The 23,829-nt window shown below is 24.7% G+C and carries 26 protein-coding genes; 16 read left to right on the top strand and 10 right to left on the bottom strand.

Translation table 11 applies throughout. From position 1 onward, the window contains the following. Positions 1 to 2 precede the first annotated feature (2 nt). Positions 3 to 323: a (2Fe-2S)-binding protein gene (locus H8891_RS07240; protein ID WP_187005816.1), complete on the bottom strand. Its 321-nt coding sequence runs from the start codon at positions 321 to 323 to the stop codon at positions 3 to 5. 253 nt (positions 324 to 576) lie between these two features. Here H8891_RS07240 and H8891_RS07235 point away from each other — a divergent pair, with 253 nt between their 5' ends. Both H8891_RS07235 and H8891_RS07230 read left to right on the top strand, forming a co-directional pair. Then, entirely contained in the window at positions 577 to 1,473 is an 897-nt protein-coding gene (locus tag H8891_RS07235; RefSeq protein WP_187005815.1) for a D-alanine--D-alanine ligase, read from the top strand. A gap of 308 nt (positions 1,474 to 1,781) precedes the next feature. Continuing rightward, positions 1,782 to 2,402, top strand: coding sequence for a hypothetical protein (locus H8891_RS07230; protein WP_187005814.1), 621 nt, complete (start codon positions 1,782 to 1,784; stop codon positions 2,400 to 2,402). 80 nt (positions 2,403 to 2,482) lie between these two features. Here the strand turns inward: H8891_RS07230 and H8891_RS07225 are convergent, their stop codons facing one another. Continuing rightward, on the bottom strand, positions 2,483 to 3,160 hold the full coding sequence (locus tag H8891_RS07225; RefSeq protein ID WP_187005813.1) for a Crp/Fnr family transcriptional regulator: 678 nt from the start codon (positions 3,158 to 3,160) through the stop codon (positions 2,483 to 2,485). A gap of 209 nt (positions 3,161 to 3,369) precedes the next feature. Here H8891_RS07225 and H8891_RS07220 point away from each other — a divergent pair, with 209 nt between their 5' ends. Beyond that, on the top strand, positions 3,370 to 3,732 hold the full coding sequence (locus H8891_RS07220; protein WP_187005812.1) for a C-GCAxxG-C-C family (seleno)protein: 363 nt from the start codon (positions 3,370 to 3,372) through the stop codon (positions 3,730 to 3,732). A 189-nt stretch (positions 3,733 to 3,921) separates the two neighbouring features. Here the strand turns inward: H8891_RS07220 and H8891_RS07215 are convergent, their stop codons facing one another. Together H8891_RS07215 and H8891_RS07210 are read right to left on the bottom strand one after the other, a co-directional pair. Then, complete coding sequence (locus H8891_RS07215; RefSeq protein WP_187005811.1) at positions 3,922 to 4,905, bottom strand: linear amide C-N hydrolase; 984 nt, start codon at positions 4,903 to 4,905, stop codon at positions 3,922 to 3,924. A gap of 1,269 nt (positions 4,906 to 6,174) precedes the next feature. Continuing rightward, positions 6,175 to 6,465 carry a hypothetical protein gene (locus H8891_RS07210; RefSeq protein WP_187005810.1) on the bottom strand — a complete coding sequence of 97 codons (291 nt, stop codon included), beginning with the start codon at positions 6,463 to 6,465 and terminating at the stop codon, positions 6,175 to 6,177. Between the two features lie 211 nt (positions 6,466 to 6,676). Between H8891_RS07210 and H8891_RS07205 the strand changes: the two genes are divergently transcribed. After that, positions 6,677 to 7,300, top strand: coding sequence for a hypothetical protein (locus tag H8891_RS07205; protein WP_187005809.1), 624 nt, complete (start codon positions 6,677 to 6,679; stop codon positions 7,298 to 7,300). Positions 7,301 to 7,764: 464 nt separating this feature from the next. Here the strand turns inward: H8891_RS07205 and H8891_RS07200 are convergent, their stop codons facing one another. Together H8891_RS07200 and H8891_RS07195 are read right to left on the bottom strand one after the other, a co-directional pair. Then, positions 7,765 to 8,343, bottom strand: a complete 579-nt coding sequence (locus H8891_RS07200; RefSeq protein WP_187005808.1) for a 4Fe-4S binding protein — start codon at positions 8,341 to 8,343, stop codon at positions 7,765 to 7,767. 2 nt (positions 8,344 to 8,345) lie between these two features. After that, positions 8,346 to 8,555 carry a 4Fe-4S dicluster domain-containing protein gene (locus H8891_RS07195; protein ID WP_187005807.1) on the bottom strand — a complete coding sequence of 70 codons (210 nt, stop codon included), beginning with the start codon at positions 8,553 to 8,555 and terminating at the stop codon, positions 8,346 to 8,348. A gap of 204 nt (positions 8,556 to 8,759) precedes the next feature. On the opposite strand from H8891_RS07195, the gene H8891_RS07190 reads away from it, so the two are divergent. The 4 genes from H8891_RS07190 to pdxR all read left to right on the top strand — a co-directional run bounded on the left by H8891_RS07190 (position 8,760) and on the right by pdxR (position 13,101). Then, complete coding sequence (locus tag H8891_RS07190) at positions 8,760 to 9,485, top strand: PepSY domain-containing protein (protein WP_187005806.1); 726 nt, start codon at positions 8,760 to 8,762, stop codon at positions 9,483 to 9,485. 20 nt (positions 9,486 to 9,505) lie between these two features. Next, positions 9,506 to 10,168 (top strand): response regulator transcription factor, encoded by a 663-nt coding sequence (locus H8891_RS07185; RefSeq protein ID WP_147543777.1) that lies wholly within the window; start codon positions 9,506 to 9,508, stop codon positions 10,166 to 10,168. A gap of 1 nt (position 10,169) precedes the next feature. Then, a complete protein-coding gene (locus H8891_RS07180; RefSeq protein WP_243207774.1) occupies positions 10,170 to 11,534 on the top strand; it encodes a HAMP domain-containing sensor histidine kinase in 1,365 nt (454 codons plus the stop codon). Positions 11,535 to 11,640: 106 nt separating this feature from the next. Then, positions 11,641 to 13,101 (top strand): MocR-like pyridoxine biosynthesis transcription factor PdxR, encoded by a 1,461-nt coding sequence (gene pdxR, locus H8891_RS07175; RefSeq protein ID WP_187005805.1) that lies wholly within the window; start codon positions 11,641 to 11,643, stop codon positions 13,099 to 13,101. A 48-nt stretch (positions 13,102 to 13,149) separates the two neighbouring features. Here pdxR and H8891_RS07170 read toward each other — a convergent pair whose 3' ends face one another. After that, a complete protein-coding gene (locus H8891_RS07170; RefSeq protein WP_187005804.1) occupies positions 13,150 to 14,016 on the bottom strand; it encodes a GGDEF domain-containing protein in 867 nt (288 codons plus the stop codon). A 207-nt stretch (positions 14,017 to 14,223) separates the two neighbouring features. Beyond that, positions 14,224 to 14,445, bottom strand: a complete 222-nt coding sequence (locus H8891_RS07165) for a LexA family protein (protein ID WP_187005803.1) — start codon at positions 14,443 to 14,445, stop codon at positions 14,224 to 14,226. Between the two features lie 193 nt (positions 14,446 to 14,638). Here H8891_RS07165 and H8891_RS07160 point away from each other — a divergent pair, with 193 nt between their 5' ends. The 8 genes from H8891_RS07160 to H8891_RS07125 all read left to right on the top strand — a co-directional run bounded on the left by H8891_RS07160 (position 14,639) and on the right by H8891_RS07125 (position 21,600). Next, a complete protein-coding gene (locus H8891_RS07160) occupies positions 14,639 to 15,445 on the top strand; it encodes a RelA/SpoT domain-containing protein (RefSeq protein WP_147543787.1) in 807 nt (268 codons plus the stop codon). 101 nt (positions 15,446 to 15,546) lie between these two features. Then, positions 15,547 to 16,239: a PspA/IM30 family protein gene (locus H8891_RS07155; protein ID WP_147543789.1), complete on the top strand. Its 693-nt coding sequence runs from the start codon at positions 15,547 to 15,549 to the stop codon at positions 16,237 to 16,239. A gap of 56 nt (positions 16,240 to 16,295) precedes the next feature. Beyond that, on the top strand, positions 16,296 to 16,973 hold the full coding sequence (locus H8891_RS07150) for a hypothetical protein (protein WP_187005802.1): 678 nt from the start codon (positions 16,296 to 16,298) through the stop codon (positions 16,971 to 16,973). Then, entirely contained in the window at positions 16,973 to 17,677 is a 705-nt protein-coding gene (locus H8891_RS07145) for a hypothetical protein (protein WP_187005801.1), read from the top strand. Before H8891_RS07150 ends, H8891_RS07145 begins: the two co-directional genes overlap by 1 nt. A gap of 338 nt (positions 17,678 to 18,015) precedes the next feature. After that, positions 18,016 to 18,933 carry an ABC transporter substrate-binding protein gene (locus H8891_RS07140; RefSeq protein WP_147543795.1) on the top strand — a complete coding sequence of 306 codons (918 nt, stop codon included), beginning with the start codon at positions 18,016 to 18,018 and terminating at the stop codon, positions 18,931 to 18,933. Further along, on the top strand, positions 18,917 to 19,942 hold the full coding sequence (locus H8891_RS07135) for a FecCD family ABC transporter permease (RefSeq protein ID WP_147545960.1): 1,026 nt from the start codon (positions 18,917 to 18,919) through the stop codon (positions 19,940 to 19,942). Before H8891_RS07140 ends, H8891_RS07135 begins: the two co-directional genes overlap by 17 nt. Beyond that, positions 19,914 to 20,702, top strand: a complete 789-nt coding sequence (locus H8891_RS07130) for an ABC transporter ATP-binding protein (protein ID WP_330604951.1) — start codon at positions 19,914 to 19,916, stop codon at positions 20,700 to 20,702. The genes H8891_RS07135 and H8891_RS07130 overlap by 29 nt, the downstream gene beginning before the upstream one ends. Positions 20,703 to 20,811: 109 nt before the next feature. Then, a complete protein-coding gene (locus H8891_RS07125) occupies positions 20,812 to 21,600 on the top strand; it encodes a GNAT family N-acetyltransferase (protein WP_187005800.1) in 789 nt (262 codons plus the stop codon). 64 nt (positions 21,601 to 21,664) lie between these two features. On the opposite strand, the gene H8891_RS07120 is transcribed toward H8891_RS07125, so the two are convergent. Together H8891_RS07120 and H8891_RS07115 are read right to left on the bottom strand one after the other, a co-directional pair. Continuing rightward, positions 21,665 to 22,735, bottom strand: coding sequence for an ABC transporter permease (locus tag H8891_RS07120; protein WP_187005799.1), 1,071 nt, complete (start codon positions 22,733 to 22,735; stop codon positions 21,665 to 21,667). Beyond that, positions 22,736 to 23,821 (bottom strand): ABC transporter permease, encoded by a 1,086-nt coding sequence (locus tag H8891_RS07115; protein WP_187005798.1) that lies wholly within the window; start codon positions 23,819 to 23,821, stop codon positions 22,736 to 22,738. It lies immediately after the preceding gene. Positions 23,822 to 23,829 lie beyond the last annotated feature (8 nt).

The raw sequence follows: 23,829 nt of genomic DNA, 5'->3' as shown, positions 1-23,829 counted from the left end.
AATTATTTTTTTAAGTCTATTACATTTTGAATTAAAGCCTTACATCTACCGCAACCAGTACCTGCTTTAGTAACTTCTCCAACTTTATCAACTGTATCTGCACCATTTTTAACAGCACTTACAACTTCTTCAAGTGAAACATTCTTACATCCACAAACAGATGCTAATATTTTTTCAATTTCACCAGCACATCTACCACAACCAGTAGAAGCACCTGTCATTTCCTTTATTTCATCTAAAGTACGAGCACCATTTATCATTGCCTTTCTTATATCTATGTAACTAACATTTTTGCAATGACATATTATTTTATCTCCAGCCATAATTAATCTCCTTTTTAATTAATTTAAAATTTAAATTTCATATCATTATAATATGATACCCATATTTATACAATTTAAATTAAAAATATTTAAAAAATTTTATAAATTGATTATATAAACCACTAATACATAAAACTTAACTATAAGTGGTACTTTAAGCAATCACATATTAAACATATACTAATAATATAAATAAACATGAAAATTATAAAAATTAATGACATAAAAGAAATCAATTAGGAGTGAGATATATATGAAAATAGCGATAGTAATGGGTGGGATATCTTCTGAAAGAGAAGTATCTTTAAAATCTGGAGAAGCTGTATTTAATGGCATAGATAAAAATAAATATGAAGTAGTAAAAGTAGTATTAGACGATAAAAAAGATATATTTACTAAAATAACAGACGATATAGACTTTGCATTTTTAGCACTTCACGGAAAGTTCGGAGAAGATGGATGTGTACAATCAATACTAGAAGCAATGGATATACCATACTCAGGATGTGGACCATTAACAAGTGCTTTATGTATGGATAAAAACATGACTAAAAAAATACTAAGAGATTCTAACTTACCAACAGCACCTTGGACAGTAGTTAGAAGTGTTGAAGAAATAGACTATGAAGAAATAGAAAAAATAGGATATCCAGTATTTATAAAACCAAATAGTGGAGGTTCTAGTGTAGCAACATTTTTAGTAAAATCAAAAGACGAAGTATTAAATGCAGTTGAAAAAGGTCTTGAAGTTGACGATTGTGTAATGATAGAAAAATATATAAAAGGTGGAGAATACACATCATTTATATTAAATGGAGAAGTATTCCCAACAATTTCTATAAAAGCTAACTCAGAGTTTTTCGACTTTGAATCAAAATATAGCCAAAATGGTGCAACAGAAGAAGTAGTATACTTAGAAGAAAAATTACAAGATGAGATAAATGAAATATCTAAAGGATGTTGGAAAGCATTTAATTGTAAGGCATACGTAAGAGTTGACGTTATAATAAGTGATGGTGTTCCATATGTTCTTGAATTAAATACATTACCAGGAATGACACAAACAAGCTTAATTCCAAGAAGTGCAAAAGCTAAAGGAATAGAATTTAGTCAATTAATAGAAAAAATAATAGAGTATTCTTTAAACTAAATCATACAAAGCTAGGCAGTGCAATTGAAAGTTAATCAGAAAAAATGAATTTTTAAATTTGATAAAAAGAAAGTCTTTTATAGACTTTCTTTTTTTATGAATAAAATTTATTAAACTAAAGTTTGCTATATATAACTTCCTAAGATTTAAAATTAACTTTTTTTAAAATTTTAATAAAAAATAGTAAAATAGTTACATATTTTTACAAAAATTGGGTAAATATTACATATAAATAAATATAGAGTCACATAAATATAATAAAAATTAAATCCTTTTTAGATGACAATATAATTTTTAGGAGGTAGGACATGTTAAACGAAAATGACAAAGTCAAAAATTCTATGAAAGACATAGAAGAAAAAGCAAAAGAATTTAAAGAATCAACAAGAAAAACCATGGAAAATATAGAAAAGGATGTTAAAGAAACTTTAGAAGCTTCTGATAGACAAAGAGCAGATATAGTTGATGAAATGATGACACCATTTGAAGAAGACGAAGATGTCAAAAAAGCAATAGAAGAAATAGAACAAAACAACGAAAATGAAAAAGATATAACTGAAGAACCTAACAAACCTGAAGAAGGCATAACTTATGGCTCAGTAAAATATAACAAAGGAAAATTAGAATATAAACCTTGTAAAATAGTTAAAAGCTTAGATATAACATCTAAAATAATATTAGTATTAGCTGTAATATCTATGATAATAATAGCAATGCAAAAACAACCTGTACTAGGTACATTTGGCCAATACACAGGATATGAATGGCAACCTATATCTTTAGCATATGGACTTATAAGTGGATTTAGTGGATACGTATTTTACATATTAGTTAATGCTGCATCTAAATTAATAGATGATATAAATAAAAATAGACAATTAAAAGAATTTGAAATTTTAAGCAAATTACAAGAAAATGAAAACAACTAAAATATTAAGTTTTAAATTATAAAATAAACTTAATAAAAAAATCTTGGAATATATAATTATGTATTTCAAGATTTTTTTATTTACTTACATAATAACTTTAGTTTTTCAATATCAACTATCTTTATTACACCTCTTGAAAGCTTGACTAAATTATCTTTTTCAAATCTTTTTAGCATTCTACTAATAACTTCCCTAGCAGAACCTAAATCATTTGCTATACTATCATGAGTGATATAAATGTCATTAGAATTATTTAAGTAGTATTGATTTATTAAATAATTTGAAAGTCTATTATCTAAACTAAAAAACACCACCTGTTCAAGTACATTCATTACTTCTGATAATTTATTTTGAGTTAGATTGAGAAAGAAGTTTTGAACATTAATATTTTTACTCGAAAGATCTTTAAAAAAGTTACTATCAATTATAATAACTGAGGAATCTCTTTCAGCTTCAAGGTTTATATCGCATGTAAGATTTTGAAATACACATGAAGCTGATAGCATACATATATCAAGATCAAACAATCTAAATAATGTTATTTCTTTTCCTGAATATGAAGATAAAAAACTTCTAAGCTGACCATTTACTACTAACAAAACTCCAGTACAAGCTTTATCTTTAGAATATATAAATTCACCCTTACTATAATTTTGTATATAACTTGAGGAAAAAAGTTTTTCTACTTCATTTTTAGATAAATCTTTGAAAAAGGGTAAATTATTTTTTAAATATGATTCTTTATTTATATTTTTCATAACATCACATCCTAACTTACTTAAATTCTATATAAAAAATACTTATTAGTATATATTTATTTAAAATTATTTATATAAATTTATTGTACTTAACTTATATATTAACTTATTAAAATATATATTTTATGTGATAATATCACAGAATGAAAATATCTATTATCATAATATAAATTATGTCTTAAAAATATAAATTAAAAGGAGATATAAAAATGACAAAACCATCAGTATATCATAGTCAAGGATACACATGTGCAGAATCATTAATAAAGTCTTATAATGAAGAATACAATACAGACATACCAATATCAATAGGAAGTGGAATGGGTGTTGGAATGACTGTAGGAAGCATTTGTGGAGCTGTAAATGCAGCTATTGTTATAATAGGATTTTTAAAAGGTAGAAATGATAAATTAGATGAAAATGAAGCTAGAAAATATTCAAGAGAGTTAATGAGTAAGGTTAGAGAAAAATATGATACAGAAATATGTAAAGATTTAAAGAGAAATAAAATTGGATGTGAAGAAATAATAAATTTCACATATGATTCTTTAAAAGAGATATTAGGAAACTAAAATTATTTATATACAAGGTGATTTTTACAATATTAGTAGAAATCATCTTTTTTAGTTTGGAGATTATAAAGGTTATTGATTTTAGCGTATATAGCAATAGCTTAGGTTATTTTTACTTGTTATTACTATATACACTAAAATCATATCATATTTGTATAATAGCCTTTAACAATAATTTAAAAAATTTTTCTAGTTAACTGAATAAGTTACTAACTCATTTTCTCTGACATTTTCTAAAGAGAATTCCATTGTATCTATATGGTTAAAAACACGTAAATATAATTTTCCTAAAGTTTGGTCATATGCACACATATAACTTGTAAAATCTGACTCATCTTTATCTTCAGAAAAACGTACAGCTCCCCTTGGAACCCAAACAGAATTTAAAACACTAAATAATTGACTTGGTGCTTCTTCATCACTAACTTCTCCTATAAGATTTCTTAAATATGCTGCACGTACAAATCTTGATGGTGAAGTATAATCTCCTGGTAATCCAAGCATACCTGAACCATTTGAAATTGGTGTAATTAATGTATTATTATTTAAATGATTTTGTTGTCTATTAAATCCTTGTACTTGAATATAATTTCCTAAATTAGTCATATGCCAATCGAATGTTGGATTATTAGTCATTACACCTACATTATTATCAAAAACTCTAAAACGTCCATTATTTGTTGGTTCTAATACAACTGAATTACCCATTTTATCTGTAAAAGTATAATGGGCAGTTATAGGGTTTCCTTTACCTAACTCTCCTAATGAAGGAATATCATCACCAGTAACGGCAACTTTTGATATGTTTTCTTTTATTTCATTAACACTTTCAAAGTTACTTAAAATCCAAGGAATTATTTCACCACTATTAATAGCTGTAAGTCCTTCCTTTTCTATATTATCTTTTTTATCCCATGTACATGCATTTAAAAATAAAAGTCCTCCAGCAAGCCCTTTTTCATTTACTCCATCAAAAAATAAAGTAGAGTTTGATAAAGTTATACCTAAAAAAGCATATTTTGTTTTCCATGGGTTACTTTGTGTATCTAAAGTGAAATTTTTAGGAACAATAGTTACTTTTGAATCAACATCAAATGGATTAAAAGAAGTATCTAACGTTCTTCCCCAATAAAAATTATTTTTGTTACTTGAAATGTGAACATGTGTACACATTTAAATCATCTCCTATCAAGTTATTATAACCTTTTGTCTAGTATTTTTATATCCTAAATTAACCATTTCAAACAGAAATCAACTAAGTAACTTTAAGTGAATTTTTAAAATTGCTAATTTTTTCATAACATAACTTTGAGATTGATAATTCTATTATTTAATTTAGTTAATATTACTTATTAAGCAAAGTATTAATATCTTTTTATTTTATTTGAAAAATTTTCTAAAATAGTGTTTAATTTAATCAAAAAAAGGTATATATCTAATATAGAAAACTAAACAAATCAAATCTTAGATTAAAAACAGATCTCCTTAAGGAGATAAATATCCTAAGAGCTTAAATGCTATTTGCAGTGAGACTCTAAATGGGTTAATTATTTATAATAGAGAATCTAAATTTGATTTATTTAGTTTTCTTTTTTATATAACTATCAAAAATGTAAGAATTATTTAAGTTTAGTGCAAGGCTTTTTTAAGGTTCAGCATATATAATATACTTATCAAATAAATAAAACATTGGGAGTGATTATATATGACAATAATATTAGGAAGTTTAATGATAGTACCATTTATATTAGCAGCAGGAGCTGGATTATTAGGAAATCAATTAGAAAGTATAAATGAACAATAATTAATATATAGATATAAAGCATCCATAAATCTGGATGCTTTTTTTATTTTATATAAATAAAAAAGATATAAAAATATATTGTTAATAGATTAGATTTGATAAATATATAATTTCCTATTAATAATTTTTTAAGAACAACATATAGCTGATTAACCTAATTTATATATTATTAAAAGTCTTGAAAGTAAGTAATATTTTATAAAAATTCATAAAACAATATGTTTTATGTCTTAAAAATCAATAAAATAAACTAAAGTTTAAAAGTTATATAATTGGTGTTATATGATTTTATATATATGTTTGCATATATTTTTTTAGATTGATACAATTGACTTTTTGTACTAGTTATATGATATAATTTTATTGTGATTACTACATATGGTATAAAAATTTATTAACGTATACAATATGAAATTATAAAAGTCAGCACTTTTGTATAATAAAATTTAATCAATCAAGATGTATTAGACAAAAGGAAATTTTATGAATAAAAAAAATTTTTATACTTTATCACTTATAATTCAATCAATAAAATGCATAGGTTCTTTATTAATTGAATGGTATAAGTAAAAATAAAGGTTGCTATTTAGCAACCTTTATTTTTTATTCTAAATACAGTATAAAGATTTTTTTTATAATTAGTCCCATGAACTTCCCATATAATTAGAGAATTCATATAAAGCCTTAAAATATAAATCCAAATCAGAACTATTTAGTTTACGAATTGTATCCCAAAATTCTTGCTTAGAAATATCAAATCTGCTAAAAATTTCATTATTATTATTTTCGCTATTTTTAAGTGAAAAAATTGAAAACTCATATCCTATATGGTTCTTATAACAACCTTGTGCTAATATATTTCCAATGAATAAATAATTTTCATTTAATTTTACAGACATTCTATTAAGGGTTTGATTATACCTTTCCATAAATAGTATTCACCTCCTAACTAAGTAAAAATAACATTTCCTTTAAAATCTTTCAATATCTAAAACATAAAATAATATCTTTTATGTCATAAGAAATCAAATAAAAAATAACTAAATTAGTCAAATCTCTAAGTTAATTCTACAAATTTCAACATACCTTTTGTGATATTATTAATAAATATCAAATATATATAGTTAGAAAGGAAATTTTATGGATTTATATTTAGTCGTAAAAGGGGCAATAGAATGGCTCGTAAATACAGATAATACAAATTTGACAAACATAATAACATCTATAGGGGTAATATCTAGTTTAATATTTTCTATAATAACCCTTCGAGATTCTAAAAAGGCACAAATAGAACAACAAAAGGAAATTGAAAATAATAGATTTCAAGAGCAAAGAGGAATATTGCAAGTTTACACAGTTACTAATGATGTATCATCTAAGTTGAGTCTAGATTGTATGATTGTTAAAAATATTGGGAGATCGCCCTTGAAAATAACTAAGTTTAAACCTAATGATGAGTTTATGAGTATAGAAAAAGAAAACTGGAAAACTTCTATACTTAGTAAAACCAATATTTGGATATCCCCTGGTCAAACATATAAATATCTATGTAATTTAGATGAGCATATGCATAATAAAAAAAATGATTTAGAAATTTTTTCTGTATATTACGAGTATGAAACATTAGGGGAAAAATTTGAGGAGACTATAAATGACCTAAATTACAAGTATGGCGATCCAGTTAAACTCTATAGTAAATCACCTAATATAGATCAAACGCTCGAAGAAATAAAATATCAACTCTATGTAATGAATACTAAATAAAGAAATGAAAGAGGCATAAAAGTATTACTTTTATGCCTTTTTTTATTTTATCTTTCGAATTCATAAACTTTATAAATACATCTATACCTGTAGTACTATATTTCTTTAGAATTTTATTAAATCCTGATAGTTACTTTAATAAACTATCAAAAATGTAAGAAATGTTTAAGGTTCCTGCAAGGCTTTTTTAAGGTTCAGCATATATAATATACTTATCAAATAAATAAAACATTGGGAGTGATTATATATGACAATAATATTAGGAAGTTTAATGATAGTACCATTTATATTAGCAGTAGGAGCTGGATTAGTAGGAAATCAATTAGAAAGTATAAATGAACAATAATTAATATATAGATATAAAGCATCCATTAACTTGGATGCTTTTTTTATTTTATATGAATAAAAAAGGCTATAAAATATAGCCTTAATAGATTGGATTTGACAAATCAAAAACTCTGAAATTATGATTTATACTTAGCCTGTGATATCAATTGAGTCATTGTACCCATCGGACAATAAACACACCAAGACCTAGGCTTATACAAAATCATAGTTACTACACCAAGAATAGTAGAGGTAACCATTATACTATAAAATCCAAATGCAAACTGAGCAACCCATGAACTAACCATAGAAGTATTAACCCAGTTCCAAGGTAGCTTAAAAGACCAAAGTATCTGAATAACTTCCTTTAACTCACTAGCACCACTAAAAACTAAATAAGTATTAAACAACATAATAAAAAACATACTCATAAAAAATGTTAAAAATCCATACCTAAACCACTTACTTCTCAAAAATACAGGAATATTTTTATTTCTAGATAAATTTAACTTACTTCCCATAAGATTAAGTAACTGACCCCTACCACAGTAAGTATTACAATAAGTTTTACCACCACCAGCTATAGAAATAATTAGTGGTATTAAAAAGCATAATAACCCTAACCAAGCAAATAATATATTAAAAATTCCTAAAAACAAATAAGTTAAACTTAATATCCACATATAATCTTTAAATTTTCTCTTATTCTTTTTCATAATTATTCATCAATCTCCATCATTTTAATTTCTATTACAGATGCAGGGCAAACTTTAGTACATTTACCACATCCAACACATTTACTTAAATTTATTTTTGCAAATACACCTTGTTCAATATTTATAAGTTGAAAAGGGCAGACCTTAACACAAGTACCACAGGCAACACAATAGTCTTTATCTACTACTGCTTTCTTTTTATTTTTTAACATTACTAAACCCTCCATATATATTATCTAATTAAATTATATTATTTCGGTTTTAAAAGATATGTAACTATATCACTAAGTTAGATAATTATTAAAAAATTTTAATAATACTTTTAACTTATATTAATCTTTATTTAAAGTAGATTTCATAATTCATATATATAATAAGCTCATAAGAAAAAATACAAGTAACTTGGAGGAAACAAAATGAAAAGAGAAGATATAAAAAATAAATTAGAAACTTATAAAAACGAAGGATTTGAAAAAAGTAAAGAAATGATAAAAGAGAAAAAAGGAAAAATTAAAAAATTTGCAATACTTACACTAACAGGATCTATAGTACTAGCTGGTATAGGAGCAGGAACTGCTTTTGCTTTTGTAAAATCAAACACTAAATATTCACAAGAAAAGTTAAAAGAAATAGCTTTAAGTAAAATACCTGGAGAAGTTGTTGGAGTTAAAAAAGATATAGACGAAGATAGCATGTCATTAACATATGAATTTAAGATAAAGGATAAAAACAATATGTTAAATGAAATTGAGTTAGACTCAAAAACTGGAGCTATAATAGATATTGAAAATCATAATGACCATAAGGATTACGACGACAATGACCATAAGAAATACAATAGTAATGACAAAAACTATAGCTACAATGATTTAAAAGCTAATATAAAATTTTCACAAGAAGATGCTAAAAAAATAGCTTTAGAGAAAGTTTCTGGAGAAGTTTTAAAAGTTAAAGAAGAGATAGATGAAGATAACAATTCATTAGTATATGAATTTAAAATAAAAACTAAAGATAATACAATAAAAGAAGTTGAAGTAGACTCAAAAATGGGTAATATAGTAGATATAGATAATCATGATGATGATTTTAATTTAGAAAATCAAAATAATAAAGTTGATTCTAATAAAGATTTAAAAAAATAAAAAGATAAGAAGGTGAGTTTTTGTATAAAATATTAATAATAGAAGACGAAGAAAATATAGCATCATTTATTAATATGGAACTATCATATGAAGGCTATAAGGTGGATACCTGTAATGATGGAAAAGAGGGTTTAAACAAAGCCTTAGAAAGTGATTATGATATGATTATACTAGATTTAATGCTACCAACGTTAAATGGGTTAGAGGTTTGCAGACGTCTAAGAAAATCAAAAAACACACCTGTAATAATGTTAACGGCTAGAGATAGCGTTATGGATAAAGTATCAGGACTTCAAATAGGAGCTGATGATTATATTGCTAAGCCATTTGCAATAGAAGAATTATTAGCAAGGATTGAATGTATTTTAAGAAGAGTTAATTTAAATAAAAAAAGTGATAATATATTAGAATTTAAAGATATAGTAATAGATATAGAAGCTAGAATAGTAAAATATTGTGATGAAGTAATTAATTTAACTACTACTGAATATGAACTTTTAGTACAATTAATAAAAAATCAAAATAAAGTATTAAGTAGAGACTATTTACTAGAGCATGTATGGGGATATGATTATGATGCAGAAACTAATGTAGTAGATGTTTATATAAGACATTTAAGAAACAAGCTTAAAAATAGTGATTATATCCAAACTGTTCGTGGTGTAGGATACGTTATAAGGTAGTATGAAGAAAATAAAAAAAATCTCAACCTTTTGGAAAATGTCTTTTATATCCTTTATATCTATAGTATTAATATTTTTAATTACCTATGTGTCACAATTTATAGTATTTAGAATATGGACTGTAAAATATGAAAAAGAAGAAATAGAATCTAGAGCTAGAGAACTTGAACTATTGTTAAATAATAATGATTCAAATGATATTCATGAAAAAATAGTAGATTCTATGGACATAAATGCTATTATTTATAACTCAAATAACGAAATTTTATTAAATACAATGGATAAAATACCTAAAGATTTTAAATATAAGAAACCTTCATCAGTAAAATCAGATGTAATATTTGATATGGATGATGACAAGATAAATTTAATTTCACCTATAAATATAAAAAATAATAATTACTATATGTATATAGAAAAAGAAAGTGATTTATTTGGTGATTTTTTAGAAAGTACAATACCTATAATAATTATTATGCTAATAGTTGGATTGATAATTAGTTTAATAGCTGGAATGTATATATCAAAACAATTTATTAAAAAACTAAATAATTTAAGCAGTACTATGAAAAAAATTCAAGAAAAAGGAATTTCAAATAGGGTAGCTATACAAAATCCAAAGGATGATTTTGATAAGGTAAATATAATTTTTAATGATATGATGGACTCAGTAGAAAACTCATTTGAAGTACAAAAACAATTTGTACAAGATGCATCTCATGAGCTTAGAACACCACTTACTATTTTAAAAGGTCATTTAAAGATGCTAGATAGATGGGGAAAAAACGATCCAGAAATTTTAGATAAGTCATTAAAAATTAGCCTAGAAGAAGTAGACAGACTAACTAAACTTGTAAATGATTTACTTGAACTAGGAAAGTTAGACAAAAAAAATAACTTAGATGAAGAAATAATTAAAATAAATTTATCTAAAATTATAAACGAAGTCATATATGACTTTGAAATTATAAGAAAAGATGTAGTTTTTGACTTTGAAAGTAATGAACTATTATATATTTATATGAGTCAAAAACATTTTAAGCAACTTCTTATAATATTTATTGATAATGCTATAAAATACTGTGATAAAGATGAAAAACATATAAAAATAAGAGTATACGAAGAAAATGATAGAGTTAATATATCAATAAAAGACAATGGAATAGGAATAGAAAAAGATGAAATTCCAAAGATAACGGACAAGTTTTATAGAGTGGATAAATCGAGAAAATACAATAATAGCTTTGGAATAGGCTTATCTATAGCATCACAAATAATAAATATATATAACTGTAAATTAGAAATTAAAAGTGAAGTTGGAGTAGGAACAGAAATTATTATACAAAGCGATATAAAGCAAGGATAAGATTTAAATTATCCTTGTTTTTTTATTGCAAAGATTATCAAAAAGCTTTTAATTGCAAAACATATACAATAATTGATATTATAGTAAGTAACAGTGAGGTGATAAATTGTTATTTTCAGACTTAAAATTAAATGATAAGGAACCAATTTACATTCAAATAAAAAATTACATAGATATTATGATAAACAAAGGGTTAATACCGAATAACAGCAAGCTACCTTCTACAAGAGAGCTTAGTCAATTTTTAAATGTAAGTAGAAACTCTATAATATCAGCATATGAAGAATTAAAAGCTGATGGAACAATATATTCAGTTTCAGGTAAAGGAACTTTTGTAAATCACGAAAATACTACTTCAAATAATTCTTGGAATATAGATTTTGAAAGCTTTGAAAATGAATATAGTAAAATAGCAAATGAAATGGATATTGTAAAAAATGAAATACCTTGGAGGTCTGATTTAGTATCTTTTAAAAGCATATCTCCAAATGGTGATTTATTTGATATAGATGAACTTAAAAAATCCTTTTTAAATAGGATAGCATTAGAAGGGCATAAAATACTAAATTATGGTTATGCAAAAGGATATAAACCACTTATAGATTATTTATTAAGCTATATGAATACAAAAGGGGTAGACACTACCAATAAAGATATATTAATAACTAATGGATTTACAGAAGGTCTTGATTTATTACTATCTTCTTTTACAGAAAAAGGAGATTATATAATATGCGAAAATCCAACTCACAATACAGCAATAAAAATATTTAAATCATTAGGATTAAATATAGTGGGTATAGATATAAATAAAGATGGTCTAGATTTTAAAATGCTAGAAGAGAAGCTATATAGTTTAAAAAATGAAAAAGATATAAAAATAAAATTTGCATATATAACTCCGTCTTATCATAATCCAACAGGAACAGTTATGAGTCCAGAGGATAGATATGAATTTTATAACTTAATGAAAAAACACAATATAGCTATAATTGAAGATGGATTTAATGAAGAATTATTATATTCAAGTTCACATATATTCCCAATAGCATCATTAGATAATCTAAATAATGGGGTAATATATATAGGAAGCTTTTCAAAAATATTATTCCCAGGACTTAGAATAGGATGGATATTATGTGATAAAAATGTTATATCAAGACTTGAAAGTGTGAAAAGATGCAAAAGCATACATGTATCTTTTTTAGATCAAGCAATATTATATGATTATTTAAGTAACGGAGCTTTTGACAAATATGTAAAAAAGATTAAAAAGTTTTATGGAGATAAATTTAACTTTGCATATGATTGTGTAAAAAAATATATACCTAATGATTATATTCTAGGGGAAGGTGGACTTCATATTTTTATTAAATTAAAAAATATAGATTCAAGAAAATTATTAAATATATGCTACGAAAAAGGCGTAATATTTATGCCAGGAGATATATTTTACACAGATGATAAAGGAAAGGACACATTAAGATTAGGAATTTCAAGACTTTCTTTAGAAGATATAGAAAAGGGAATAAAAATAATTGGAGATAGTGTAAAAGAATTAAATTAAAATTTTAGTTATTTTAAATTTCTTAATGGATATTAAAAAAAATATCCATTAAGAAATAGTATCTTTATCTTTTTTAGATCTATATAATTTATTATCAACTAATTTCAATGCTTCATCAAAATTTATATTATTTTTATTAAAATGAGTTATACCAAAACTACAAGTAACATTAATTTTATTGTTTTCATATATAAAATCTGTACTTTTAATAAGATTTTTTAAATTCTTAATTATTTTATAAGTTTCTCTAACAGAAACGTTTTCGATAACGGCTATAAACTCATCTCCACCATATCTACAAGTCCAGCCATTAAAAGTTTTAATATAGTTATCTAATAAATGGGCAACTTCTTTAAGAACATAATCACCACATAAATGCCCATAAGTATCGTTAATAGATTTAAACTTATCAATATCTAACATTACTAAACTAATTGAAAAATTTGATTTGGATAAATTTTTTAAAGCAACTGGGAGATGTTCATCTAGATATCTTCTATTAAAAATTTTAGTTAACTCATCTGTAACCACAATAGTATTAAGTCTATCTATTTCGCGTTTGAGCTCGTCAATTGTTTTATCTTTGTAAAGAGAAAGCATAGTATCATTAGTCACATCCTTTATAAGTTCAATAACATAATTATTTTCATTTAATTTAAATGGTGCAGCTATTATCATATATGTTTTATCGTCTAAAGTCTCTAATTTAGTAAATGAAGCGTTTTCATTTAAAGCTCTCATAGAGATACAATTAGAACATGGAGTTTGATTTTTCCAATAATCATAGCATTTATGACTTTCTGTGGGTCTAATAGTATTGTCAAAGTTTATAATTCTTTTATTTTTAGGATCGATTATTCTTTGAATTATAAACACATTCTTCAAAATCTCAATGCCATTATTTTCAAGAGTCAAACAAATTTCACTTCCTTCCTTAAATAACCCTATTAAATATTATAAAGTGTTATCTATTTATTTGCAAATTTTAGGTTATAATAGTTATTTTTTACAAATAAATAAAATTAAACCTCATAATTTTAGTATATAAACTAAAAAATATGAGATTTAATTTAAAAAGAGTATTAAATTTTACATTAATTTAAATCTAGTAAATAGCTTAATTTATTTATTATCTAAAATAACTATAGACCTAGGTTGTTTGGACTTTCTTTTTATGTAGCCAAGTTTTTCAAGCTTTTGCAAATGGCAAAAAACAGTAGAAGAAGAACTTAAATTAACGCCTTTAGCAATTTCTCGAATAGAAGGTGGGTACCCTGTTTTTGCAGTTGATGATTTTATAAAGTTTAAAATCTCAACCTGCTTATAATATAATTTAGAATACATATGAGTACTACCTCCTTATATTAAATATATGTAAAATTGAGTATAAGATAATTATATAATAACACTTTTTAACAAAAAAATCAAACATATGTTTGGGATGGAATTTAAATTATTGAAAATAATAATATAGTTAAAAACTTATACTTTGATATATAATAGTATATGAATTAATATCAAAAGTGAGGATGCTACAATGTTAAGAAAAGATGAATTTTTAGAAAATTATCAAATAACTGAACAAGAATTAAAAGAAAATAATATAAATTGGAATGAAATAGAAAAAATATATGAAGACTATATAATATATAGAAAAAGTTATGAAACTCAAGCAGAATTAATAGCTACAATACTTAGAAGCCATCCTAAAGTTCACTCTGTAAAAACTAGAGTTAAAGACCCAGAGCATTTAATAGAAAAGATAATAAGAAAAGTAGAAAATAGAAGAAAAAAATACGGTAAAGATTTTCATTTTACAGTAGATAATTATAAAAGTGAAATAACAGATTTAGTTGGTATAAGAGTCATACATATATTTAAAGAAGATTGGGAGGAAATCCATAGTTTTATAACTAGCATGTGGAAAGTTCTTGAAATTGTTTCAAATGTGCGTGAAGGAGATAATACTAAAAAATTTGAAGAGTTAGGAATAGAAGTTTGTTCAAGAATATCAGGTTATAGATCTGTTCATTATTTAATAGAATCTTATCCAACTACACAAAAGATAATAGCTGAAATTCAAGTTAGAACAATATTTGAAGAAGGTTATGGAGAAATAGACCATCAACTTAGATATTCACATAAACAAATACCAGAAGTTTTAGCACAAAATTTAATGCTTTTAAATAGAATAGCAGGAAGCTCAGATGAAATGGCATCTTTAATAAATGTATTAAGTAAAAGCATAGAAGATGTTAAAACTGAATATGAAGAAAAATTAAAAGAAAAAGATAAAGAAATACAAGAGTTATTAAAAATAATAGAAGATAAAAATAACAAATGATAACAAATTTAAATTATTGTGGAAAACATTATAATTTATGATATTATATATATTAATAATTAACTTAAGGTAAAAATTTTAATAAAAAGTTAATTAATAAAATGAATGGAGATGAAAAAATAATGGGATTTTTTAAAAGACTTAAAAATGTTGTAGAAGCCAAAGCTAACAAAGCTATTGAAAAGCATGAAGACCCAATAGAAATGTTAGAGTTATCAATTAATAAAAAAGAAAAATTACTTCAAGATGCTAAAAAACAATGTGCAAACTTTATAGCATCAGTAGATAATATAAGAAATGAAAAGAAAACTTTAGAAGAAAGAATAGATAAATATGAGCAAGCTACTAAAGCTGCTTTATTAAAAGAAGATAATGAAAAGGCTCAAACTTTTGTTAAACAAAAACTAGAAATACAAGAAAAATTAACTCAAACAGTAGAAAGAATTCAAACACAAGATAAAAAGATACAAGAAATCAAGTTTAAAATAGAAGAATTAGAACTTGAAATATCTAAAATGAAATCTAAAAAACAAGAATTAGCTACAAGACTTGATGTTGCTGAGATAAACAATGAAATAAATGAAACATTATCAGGTCTTAGTGATGACCATGGTATAAACTTAGATGAACTTGAAAAGAAAGTTCAACAAAAAGAAAGCTATGGTAAAGCACTTGAAGATATGAAGCCCAAAAATGAAGATTCTATGCTTGATGATTATATTAATAACTCACCTGTAGTTGACTCTAAGGTTGAAGATGAACTTGAGAGAATAAAAAGAGAAATGAATAAATAATTACTACTTAAGGTAGATGGTCAAAGGCTATCTACCTTTTTGGGGAGGGAAACGACATGAATGAAAAGATACTACAAGAAAAGAAAAAATACGATAAGCTATATACTGATTTAGTATTTTCTGTAAATGATTTAAAACAAATTTTAAGCGATAAAGAATTAAATAAAAGAGTTTTTATTAGAAAAGTAGATGACCTTTCTGAATACATGTCTTTTTTAAACAAATTAGAAAAAGAAGATGAACAAGATGATAAAGGTTTATTTTCTAAAATATTTAAGAAAAAATCAGATATTGATACGCAAATCCAAGCTTATTTAACTAAAGATAAAAGAGAATCTATAAATAAACTTGATAAATGTGCTAAATGCAAATGTATAAACTGTGTAAGTGAGTGCCCTTTTAACAGATGCATAAACTGTAGAGAATTAGAATATACTTATGAATGTGATAAAGAAAAATTTTGTTTCACAAAATCAACTGATACTGTAACTTTATACAATGAAGATGAAGAATTTAAATTTGATGTTAAAGGATACTTAATAGAAAAACATGAAGATGGATCTTTAAGTAGATATGTATATTTAGTAGATATTAAAGACAATGATAATCAGCAATTATTACAATACTATAAATTTAAAGGTGAAGAAAGTTATGACTCTGTAATAGAGGGAGATGATGATAGCAATTTAGATAGACTATATAATAAGTTTATAGAAATGGGGTTAAATGTATAATGAAGAATTTAAAAAGAAATATTACCCTTTTTTTAACTTTATTTATATTTACAATAACTTGTGCATTTAGTTTTTCAATTGATAAATCCTATGCTAATACTTATGAAAAAGGAAAAAATACACTAGAATATCAAGTTGCTAAAGGAAGTTCGCATAGTTCGAGGCCAAGGATAAGCTCAAGTTCAAGTAAAAGTAGTTATAGACCTAGTTCAGGAACTTTCAAATCAAAAAGTAGTACGACAAAGTCTAGTTCAAGTGGTTTTACAACAAAACCAAAATCAGATGCTATAAAACCAAAATCAAGTAGTCTAAAGCCAGATTCAGGTAAATTTAGCACAAAGCCAACACCTAAAAGTGAAAGCTCAGATAGTGATGTACAAAAACCAAAATCAAGTAGTATAAAACCAGATTCAGGTAAGTTTAGTACAAAGCCAAGCACAAAACCTAATACAAATAGCAATGATGAATCAGAGTCTAGTAATAATAAAAAGTATTATGATGACGATTATAGAGGTTCAAGAAGAACCTATATACCACATAGTTATGGCGGAGGATTTTTTGGATTTGGTGGATACAATCCATTTAGATATATGGGATACAGACTTGGAATAAGACCTATTATAATGGATGTAGTTTTAATAATAACTGTATTAATAGTTTTATATATAATAATAGATTTTATAAGAAGTAGAAAAAATAGATAAAAATGGAAATTAAATTAAAAAATTAGATTAAATTTCATATATAAGGGCATATAATAAATAAAGTCTAATTAACCACTTATAAATTAAAAAAGCTAAGTTAGTATATAAAAACACTTAAATATAATTTCTTCTGAGAGTTATATAATAACTAAAGTATTTAAATTAAAATTTAAAGGCATACTCTCTTAGTATGTCTTTTTTGTATTTTACATAAAAAATTAATCATCAAATTATACATATATACAAGGAAATGAATATGAAATGTAGAACTATATACTAAAATGAATTAATTTATCCAAGTGGTAAAAATTTAGAAATTATAAGTAAGGAGAAGTAAAATGAAAAAAAGAATTTTAGCATTAATAACAGGTATTTTTGTAGTAATGATGGCTGTTGTTGGATGTGGTCAAAAAGATGTTGTAATAAAAGATAGAGAAGGAAATGATTTTAAAGTTCCAGCTAAAGTTGATAGAATAATATCAACAGCTCCATCAAATACAGAAATATTAGTTGAATTAGGATTAGCTGATAAATTGGTTGCTGTAGATAAATATTCTGCTGATGTAGCAGGTTTACCTAAAAACATTAAATTAATAGATTTTTCAAATCCAGATCCTGAGGCAATAATATCATTAAACCCAGACATGATAATAGCATCAGGACACAATAAAACTGAAAAAGGACAAGATCCATTTAAAGTTATTAGTGAAGCAGGTATAAGTGTTGCTTATATACCAAGTAGTACAAGCATAAATGGTATATATGATGATATAATGTTTATAGCTGATATAACAGGAACTAAAGAAAAAGGTCAAAAAATAGTTGATAACATGAAAAATGAAATTAACGAAATAGCTAAAATTGGAAAAACTATAAAAACTAAGAAAAAAGTATACTTTGAAATAGGACCTTCACCAAACTTATATAGCTTTGGAGATGCAACATTCTTAAATGAAATGATAAACTTAGTTGGTGGAGAAAATATATTTGTAGATCAAAATGGATGGGTATCACCAAGTGCAGAATCTGTAATAGAAAAAAATCCAGATGTAATATTAACTAATGTAAATTATGTTCCAGATGCAGTTAAAGAAATAAAAGGCCGTGAAGGATGGCAAAACATAGCAGCAGTAAAAAATGGAAAAGTATACTTAGTAGATACAAATTCATCTTCTAGACCATCTCAAAATATAGTAAAAGCATTAAAACAAATGGCGGAGTTTATAAATCCAGATGCATATGCAAAACAAAAATAAACAATTAGTGATACTATCAATACCGTTAGTATTTCTAATATTTAGTATTGGAACTTCCATAGGGAGTTCCAATATTCATGTATTAGACACTATTAGTATAATACTTAATAAGATATTTAACATACCTTTAAAAGAAGGAATAGACCCAAAAGACATATCAATAATATGGTTACTTAGACTACCAAGAGTATTACTAGCATTTATGGTAGGAGGCTGTTTAGGAGTTAGCGGTTGTGTAGTTCAATCAATTCTAAAAAATGAATTAGCATCACCTTATACACTAGGAGTATCTTCGGGAGCTTCACTAGGTGCAGGTCTTGTTATAATTCTTGGTATATCAATACCATTTCTCGGGCAATTAACTCTTCCTGTAATAGGTTTTTTATGTGGATTATTAACAGTATATGCAGTAGTAATTTTTTCTTCTAAGATAGATAAAACTATGGCAAATAATACTATTATACTAGCAGGTATGGTATTTTCACTATTTGTAAATGCATTACTTACAACACTTACGGCAATTTTTAGCGAAGACATAAAAAGTATAAGTCTTTGGCAAATGGGTAGTTTTTCTATGAAGGGATGGTCATATGTAAAAGCCTTAATTCCATTTTTAATAATAGGCATCATAGGAGTTTTAAAATATACTAAGGAAATGGATATATTAACATTTGGCGAAGAACAAGCAAAAGCAGTAGGCGTTGATACAAGTAAAGTTAAGAAAAATTTATTTATATTTACTGCAGTTTTAACAGGAAGTGCAATATCTTTAAGTGGAACTATAGGATTTGTAGATTTAATAGCACCACATGTAGTAAGAAAAATATTTGGTTCAAAACATAAATACGTTATACCAATGTCTTTTGTATTTGGAGGTTCATTAATGGTTATAACAGATTTAATAGCAAGAACTATTATTTCCCCAGCAGAACTTCCAGTTGGAGCAATAACAGCTATAATAGGTGCACCATTCTTTGCATATGTGTACTTTAGCAAAGGAAAGAAGTGATAAAATGCTAGAAGTAAAAAATCTTTATTGTGGGTATGATGATACTTTTATCATAAAAAATGTTAATTTTAAAGTTGAAAAAGGAAAAAATCTTTGTATAGTAGGACCTAATGGATGTGGTAAAAGTACGCTTTTAAAATCTATAGCAAACATCTTAGATTACAAAGGAAGTATAACAATAGATAATATGGAAGTTCGTAATTTTTCAAGAAAAGAACTTGCAAAAAAAGTAGGGCTAATGAGCCAAATAACTCAAATTTATTTTCCATACACTATATATGAAACTGTTGCACTTGGAAGATATGCTCATTCAAAAGGCATTTTTAATTCTTTAAGTAAAAAAGATAAAAATATTATTTTAGATTCTATTGATAAAGTAGGGCTTTTAGATATAAAAGACAAGCATATTAATGAATTAAGTGGAGGGCAATTACAAAGAGTATTTTTAGCTAGAACATTTGCTCAAGACCCAGATGTAATATTATTAGATGAACCTACAAATCACCTTGATTTAAAATATCAAATAGAATTACTACAACATTTATCAAAGTGGACTAAAGAAAAAAATAAGATAGTTATTGGAGTAATTCATGATTTAAATTTAGTTCACTATTTTAGTGATGATGTTTGTTTATTAAACCATGGAGAAATAATTTGTCATGGAAATTCTAAAGATGTATTTAATGGAGAGCATTTAAAAGATGTATATAATATAGATATAAAAAAATTCATGCTAGATGTACTTGAAAAATGGAAATAGTTATGCTTTTGGCATAGCTATTTTTTAATTATTAATATATTTTAAAAGGATATTATTTATAGTTAAAGAATATATATAAGCTATATATTTAAAGTTAGGAGAGGATAATATGCTTTTAAAGTTAAATAATGAGCATAAAGATATAGTTTTAAATTATGTAGCAAAAGAACCTAGCATAAATTTATTTATAATAGGTGATATTGAACAATATGGATTTGATAAAGATTTTCAAGATGTTTGGGGAAAGTTTGACGATGAAAATAAATTAAAAGGTGTTTTATTAAGATTTACAAATAACTTCGTTCCATATATAGAGAACTTAAATGAAGATGTATCAGAATTTAAAGAAATCATAAAATCATATAAAGGAAATAAAATTATATCAGGAAAAGATACTATAATAGAGAAATTCAAAGATGTAATAGACGATTATGAAGAAAAGCCTACTTACTTTTGTGAATTAAGAGATAATAAAAAACTTCTACCATGGGATGATAGTATAAAACTTGGGAAAGAAGAAGATGCAAATAGAATATATGATTTATTAATCACAATAGAAGAATTTAATGTAAAAGATAGTGTTGATACTATAAGAGATAGGATACAAGACAATAGTAAAATAGTTTATTATATAGAAAATGATGATAAAGAAATTATAACTATGTCACAAGTAGTAGCAGAAAATAGCAAATCTGCAATGATAGTAGGTGTAGCAACTAGAAAAGGATATAGAGAAAAAGGATATATGAGTAAATGTTTATCAAAATTATGTAATGATTTACTAGAAAGAAATAAGTTTTTATGTTTATTTTATGATAATCCAAAGGCAGGAAAAGTATACCACAAATTAGGATTTAAAGAGATAGGAATATGGACCATGTTGGTTGAAAGAGTATAGATATTTAGATTAGTCAATATATAAGATAAATTAAAAAAACTCCATAATATTATGGAGTTTTTTATTAATTTTTAGCAAACTTTCTTAATTTAAAGCTTCCAGCAGTAACAAATACAAGGCCTATAAGAAGTATCGCTATTAAATTAAAAGTTATATTTGAAGTAGATAAGCTTTCTATTGTCCAATAAAGAGGAGATAATTTAGCTAAGTTATTTAAAAATGATAAATTCTTACTCAAATTATCAAACATCGGTATTATAGATAAAAACATTATAAATATAGAATATATTATAGATACAATTGATACACTAGCTTCATTTTTAAATATTCTAGTCAAAGCTACAATAAATCCAGTAGCTGTAAAACTATTAGCAATAACCATAATAAACATATTAAAACTTATACTTATATCTAGTATAAACTTTAAAATTATTAAAACTAATAAACAACTTAATGATTGTAATAAAAATAAAGCAAAAAAGATACTAAATATTATTTCTATATTTTTATTTTTAGTAGATATCATTCGAGTTAATACATTATTAGAACGAAGATCTAGCAAATCTTTACATAAAACTCCAGAGTTTGCATATAGCCAATAGCAAACAAGTAAAATTGTAATTAGAGATTGTATATCTTCAAACTTATCTTTATCAACTATATTAGCAGTTACAAGTTTAGAATTTATATTAGGGTCAATTTTTTCTTTAAGTTTATCATTTATAAAGTTTTCAATTAGTGACTCATGCCAAATACTACCTCCTCCATCTTTGGTTTTATAGGCTTTTATAGAAGGTTTTACAGACTTATCTATATCACTTGAAAAGTTATTATTAAGAACAAATACAACAGATGTATCATTATTTTCTAATAAATTCATCGCCTCATCTTTCTTATCATAACTAAAAATATCTTTATTATCTATTTTAAGTTTTTTAATAAGCTCAGTTTCATATTTACCATTTGCATTACAAACAATTGAAACATTTGGCGAATACATAGAAGTATTATCACTACTATTAAATAAATTTACAAACATTACCAAAGTAAAAGGAATAACAATCAGTCCTATAAGCAAAGACGTATTTTTAATGTATCTTTTTAAGTTAGCAAAAGTTAATCTAAGTACGTTCATTTAAAGTTCCCTCCAACTATATTTTTCTTTTATAAATGTAGCTAAAAATAATACTAAGGATAAAATCAACATTATAAAAATAGTAAAACTTACAGAGCCTAATGTATTATTAATTGAAAATTTCATAAAAAGCTCACTTATTAAATTTAGTGGAGAAAATTTAATAAAACTAGACAAACCATTTGAAATAGGAAAGAATATACCTCCTAATATAATTTGAATAATCATGATTATACTAATTATTATTGATCCTAATGTTTTAGAAAAAAATGAAGCTATAAATATAGAAATACAAGCTACAAGAGTACAAGAAACTAAGCTGATTATAAATAAATATATTAAATTTTCATCAAAGGCTATATTTAAAAACCTATTAATTAATATATATATAATCACAAATACTAAAGCATATATAACAGATATTAAAAAATCGTATATAAGTTGAGTAGTTCTTTTTATAGGAAAAGAATACATTCTCTTATTAATGCCGTTGCTTTGTGTTATATAGTTAGCAGAAACATTGTTACTCATAAAAATCAATAATAAAAACACTAGCATTGATATAGCATAATATTCATTAGAACTTTGATTTTTAGCAGATTTTATAAAAGTAGTGCTTATACTAGCTTTACTAAATATATTAGCACTTTTATTATCTAAATCTAAATTGCTTAAATATAAATTTTCATGGTAATCATCTACAATATCTTTTAAAAGATTATCTACAGATCCTCTATTTTCTAATTTTTTTATATTTATATTTATTGATTTTTTATTATTTAAACTTTTTTCATAGTTTTTAGGAATAATTAAATTTAAATCGGCATCATCATCATTTATATAAAATAAATTTTTAGTATCATTAATAATAAAATCTTTTAAAGCCATAGATGCATTAGATTTATCATTGTCAGTAATTTTTATAGGTATAGGGTCTACAGATATAGAACTTTCAAAATTAGCATTTAAAATATTACCAAGAAATAATGAAAGTACAAGTGGTAAAAGTAAAAATGTAGAAAATGTAATTAAAAAATTACTTTTTAAAGATTTAAAAAGCATTTTTATATTGGCTAATAATCTCATAAACATCC

Source organism: Paeniclostridium hominis (assembly GCF_014306135.1).
In the GTDB taxonomy this organism is placed as follows: Bacteria; Bacillota; Clostridia; order Peptostreptococcales; family Peptostreptococcaceae; genus Paraclostridium; species Paraclostridium hominis.
Note: the sequence above shows the minus strand (reverse complement) of the source record. Positions and strands in the feature narration are given on the sequence as shown.

Coding starts and splice junctions, on each gene's coding strand:
- H8891_RS07240 (WP_187005816.1), bottom strand. CDS start 323: ATGGCTGGAGATAAAATAATATGTCATTGCAAAAATGTTAGTTACATA.
- H8891_RS07235 (WP_187005815.1), top strand. CDS start 577: ATGAAAATAGCGATAGTAATGGGTGGGATATCTTCTGAAAGAGAAGTA.
- H8891_RS07230 (WP_187005814.1), top strand. CDS start 1,782: ATGTTAAACGAAAATGACAAAGTCAAAAATTCTATGAAAGACATAGAA.
- H8891_RS07225 (WP_187005813.1), bottom strand. CDS start 3,160: ATGAAAAATATAAATAAAGAATCATATTTAAAAAATAATTTACCCTTT.
- H8891_RS07220 (WP_187005812.1), top strand. CDS start 3,370: ATGACAAAACCATCAGTATATCATAGTCAAGGATACACATGTGCAGAA.
- H8891_RS07215 (WP_187005811.1), bottom strand. CDS start 4,905: ATGTGTACACATGTTCACATTTCAAGTAACAAAAATAATTTTTATTGG.
- H8891_RS07210 (WP_187005810.1), bottom strand. CDS start 6,465: ATGGAAAGGTATAATCAAACCCTTAATAGAATGTCTGTAAAATTAAAT.
- H8891_RS07205 (WP_187005809.1), top strand. CDS start 6,677: ATGGATTTATATTTAGTCGTAAAAGGGGCAATAGAATGGCTCGTAAAT.
- H8891_RS07200 (WP_187005808.1), bottom strand. CDS start 8,343: ATGAAAAAGAATAAGAGAAAATTTAAAGATTATATGTGGATATTAAGT.
- H8891_RS07195 (WP_187005807.1), bottom strand. CDS start 8,555: ATGTTAAAAAATAAAAAGAAAGCAGTAGTAGATAAAGACTATTGTGTT.
- H8891_RS07190 (WP_187005806.1), top strand. CDS start 8,760: ATGAAAAGAGAAGATATAAAAAATAAATTAGAAACTTATAAAAACGAA.
- H8891_RS07180 (WP_243207774.1), top strand. CDS start 10,170: ATGAAGAAAATAAAAAAAATCTCAACCTTTTGGAAAATGTCTTTTATA.
- H8891_RS07165 (WP_187005803.1), bottom strand. CDS start 14,445: ATGTATTCTAAATTATATTATAAGCAGGTTGAGATTTTAAACTTTATA.
- H8891_RS07160 (WP_147543787.1), top strand. CDS start 14,639: ATGTTAAGAAAAGATGAATTTTTAGAAAATTATCAAATAACTGAACAA.
- H8891_RS07155 (WP_147543789.1), top strand. CDS start 15,547: ATGAATGGAGATGAAAAAATAATGGGATTTTTTAAAAGACTTAAAAAT.
- H8891_RS07150 (WP_187005802.1), top strand. CDS start 16,296: ATGAATGAAAAGATACTACAAGAAAAGAAAAAATACGATAAGCTATAT.
- H8891_RS07145 (WP_187005801.1), top strand. CDS start 16,973: ATGAAGAATTTAAAAAGAAATATTACCCTTTTTTTAACTTTATTTATA.
- H8891_RS07140 (WP_147543795.1), top strand. CDS start 18,016: ATGAAAAAAAGAATTTTAGCATTAATAACAGGTATTTTTGTAGTAATG.
- H8891_RS07135 (WP_147545960.1), top strand. CDS start 18,917: ATGCAAAACAAAAATAAACAATTAGTGATACTATCAATACCGTTAGTA.
- H8891_RS07130 (WP_330604951.1), top strand. CDS start 19,914: ATGTGTACTTTAGCAAAGGAAAGAAGTGATAAAATGCTAGAAGTAAAA.
- H8891_RS07125 (WP_187005800.1), top strand. CDS start 20,812: ATGCTTTTAAAGTTAAATAATGAGCATAAAGATATAGTTTTAAATTAT.
- H8891_RS07120 (WP_187005799.1), bottom strand. CDS start 22,735: ATGAACGTACTTAGATTAACTTTTGCTAACTTAAAAAGATACATTAAA.
- H8891_RS07115 (WP_187005798.1), bottom strand. CDS start 23,821: ATGAGATTATTAGCCAATATAAAAATGCTTTTTAAATCTTTAAAAAGT.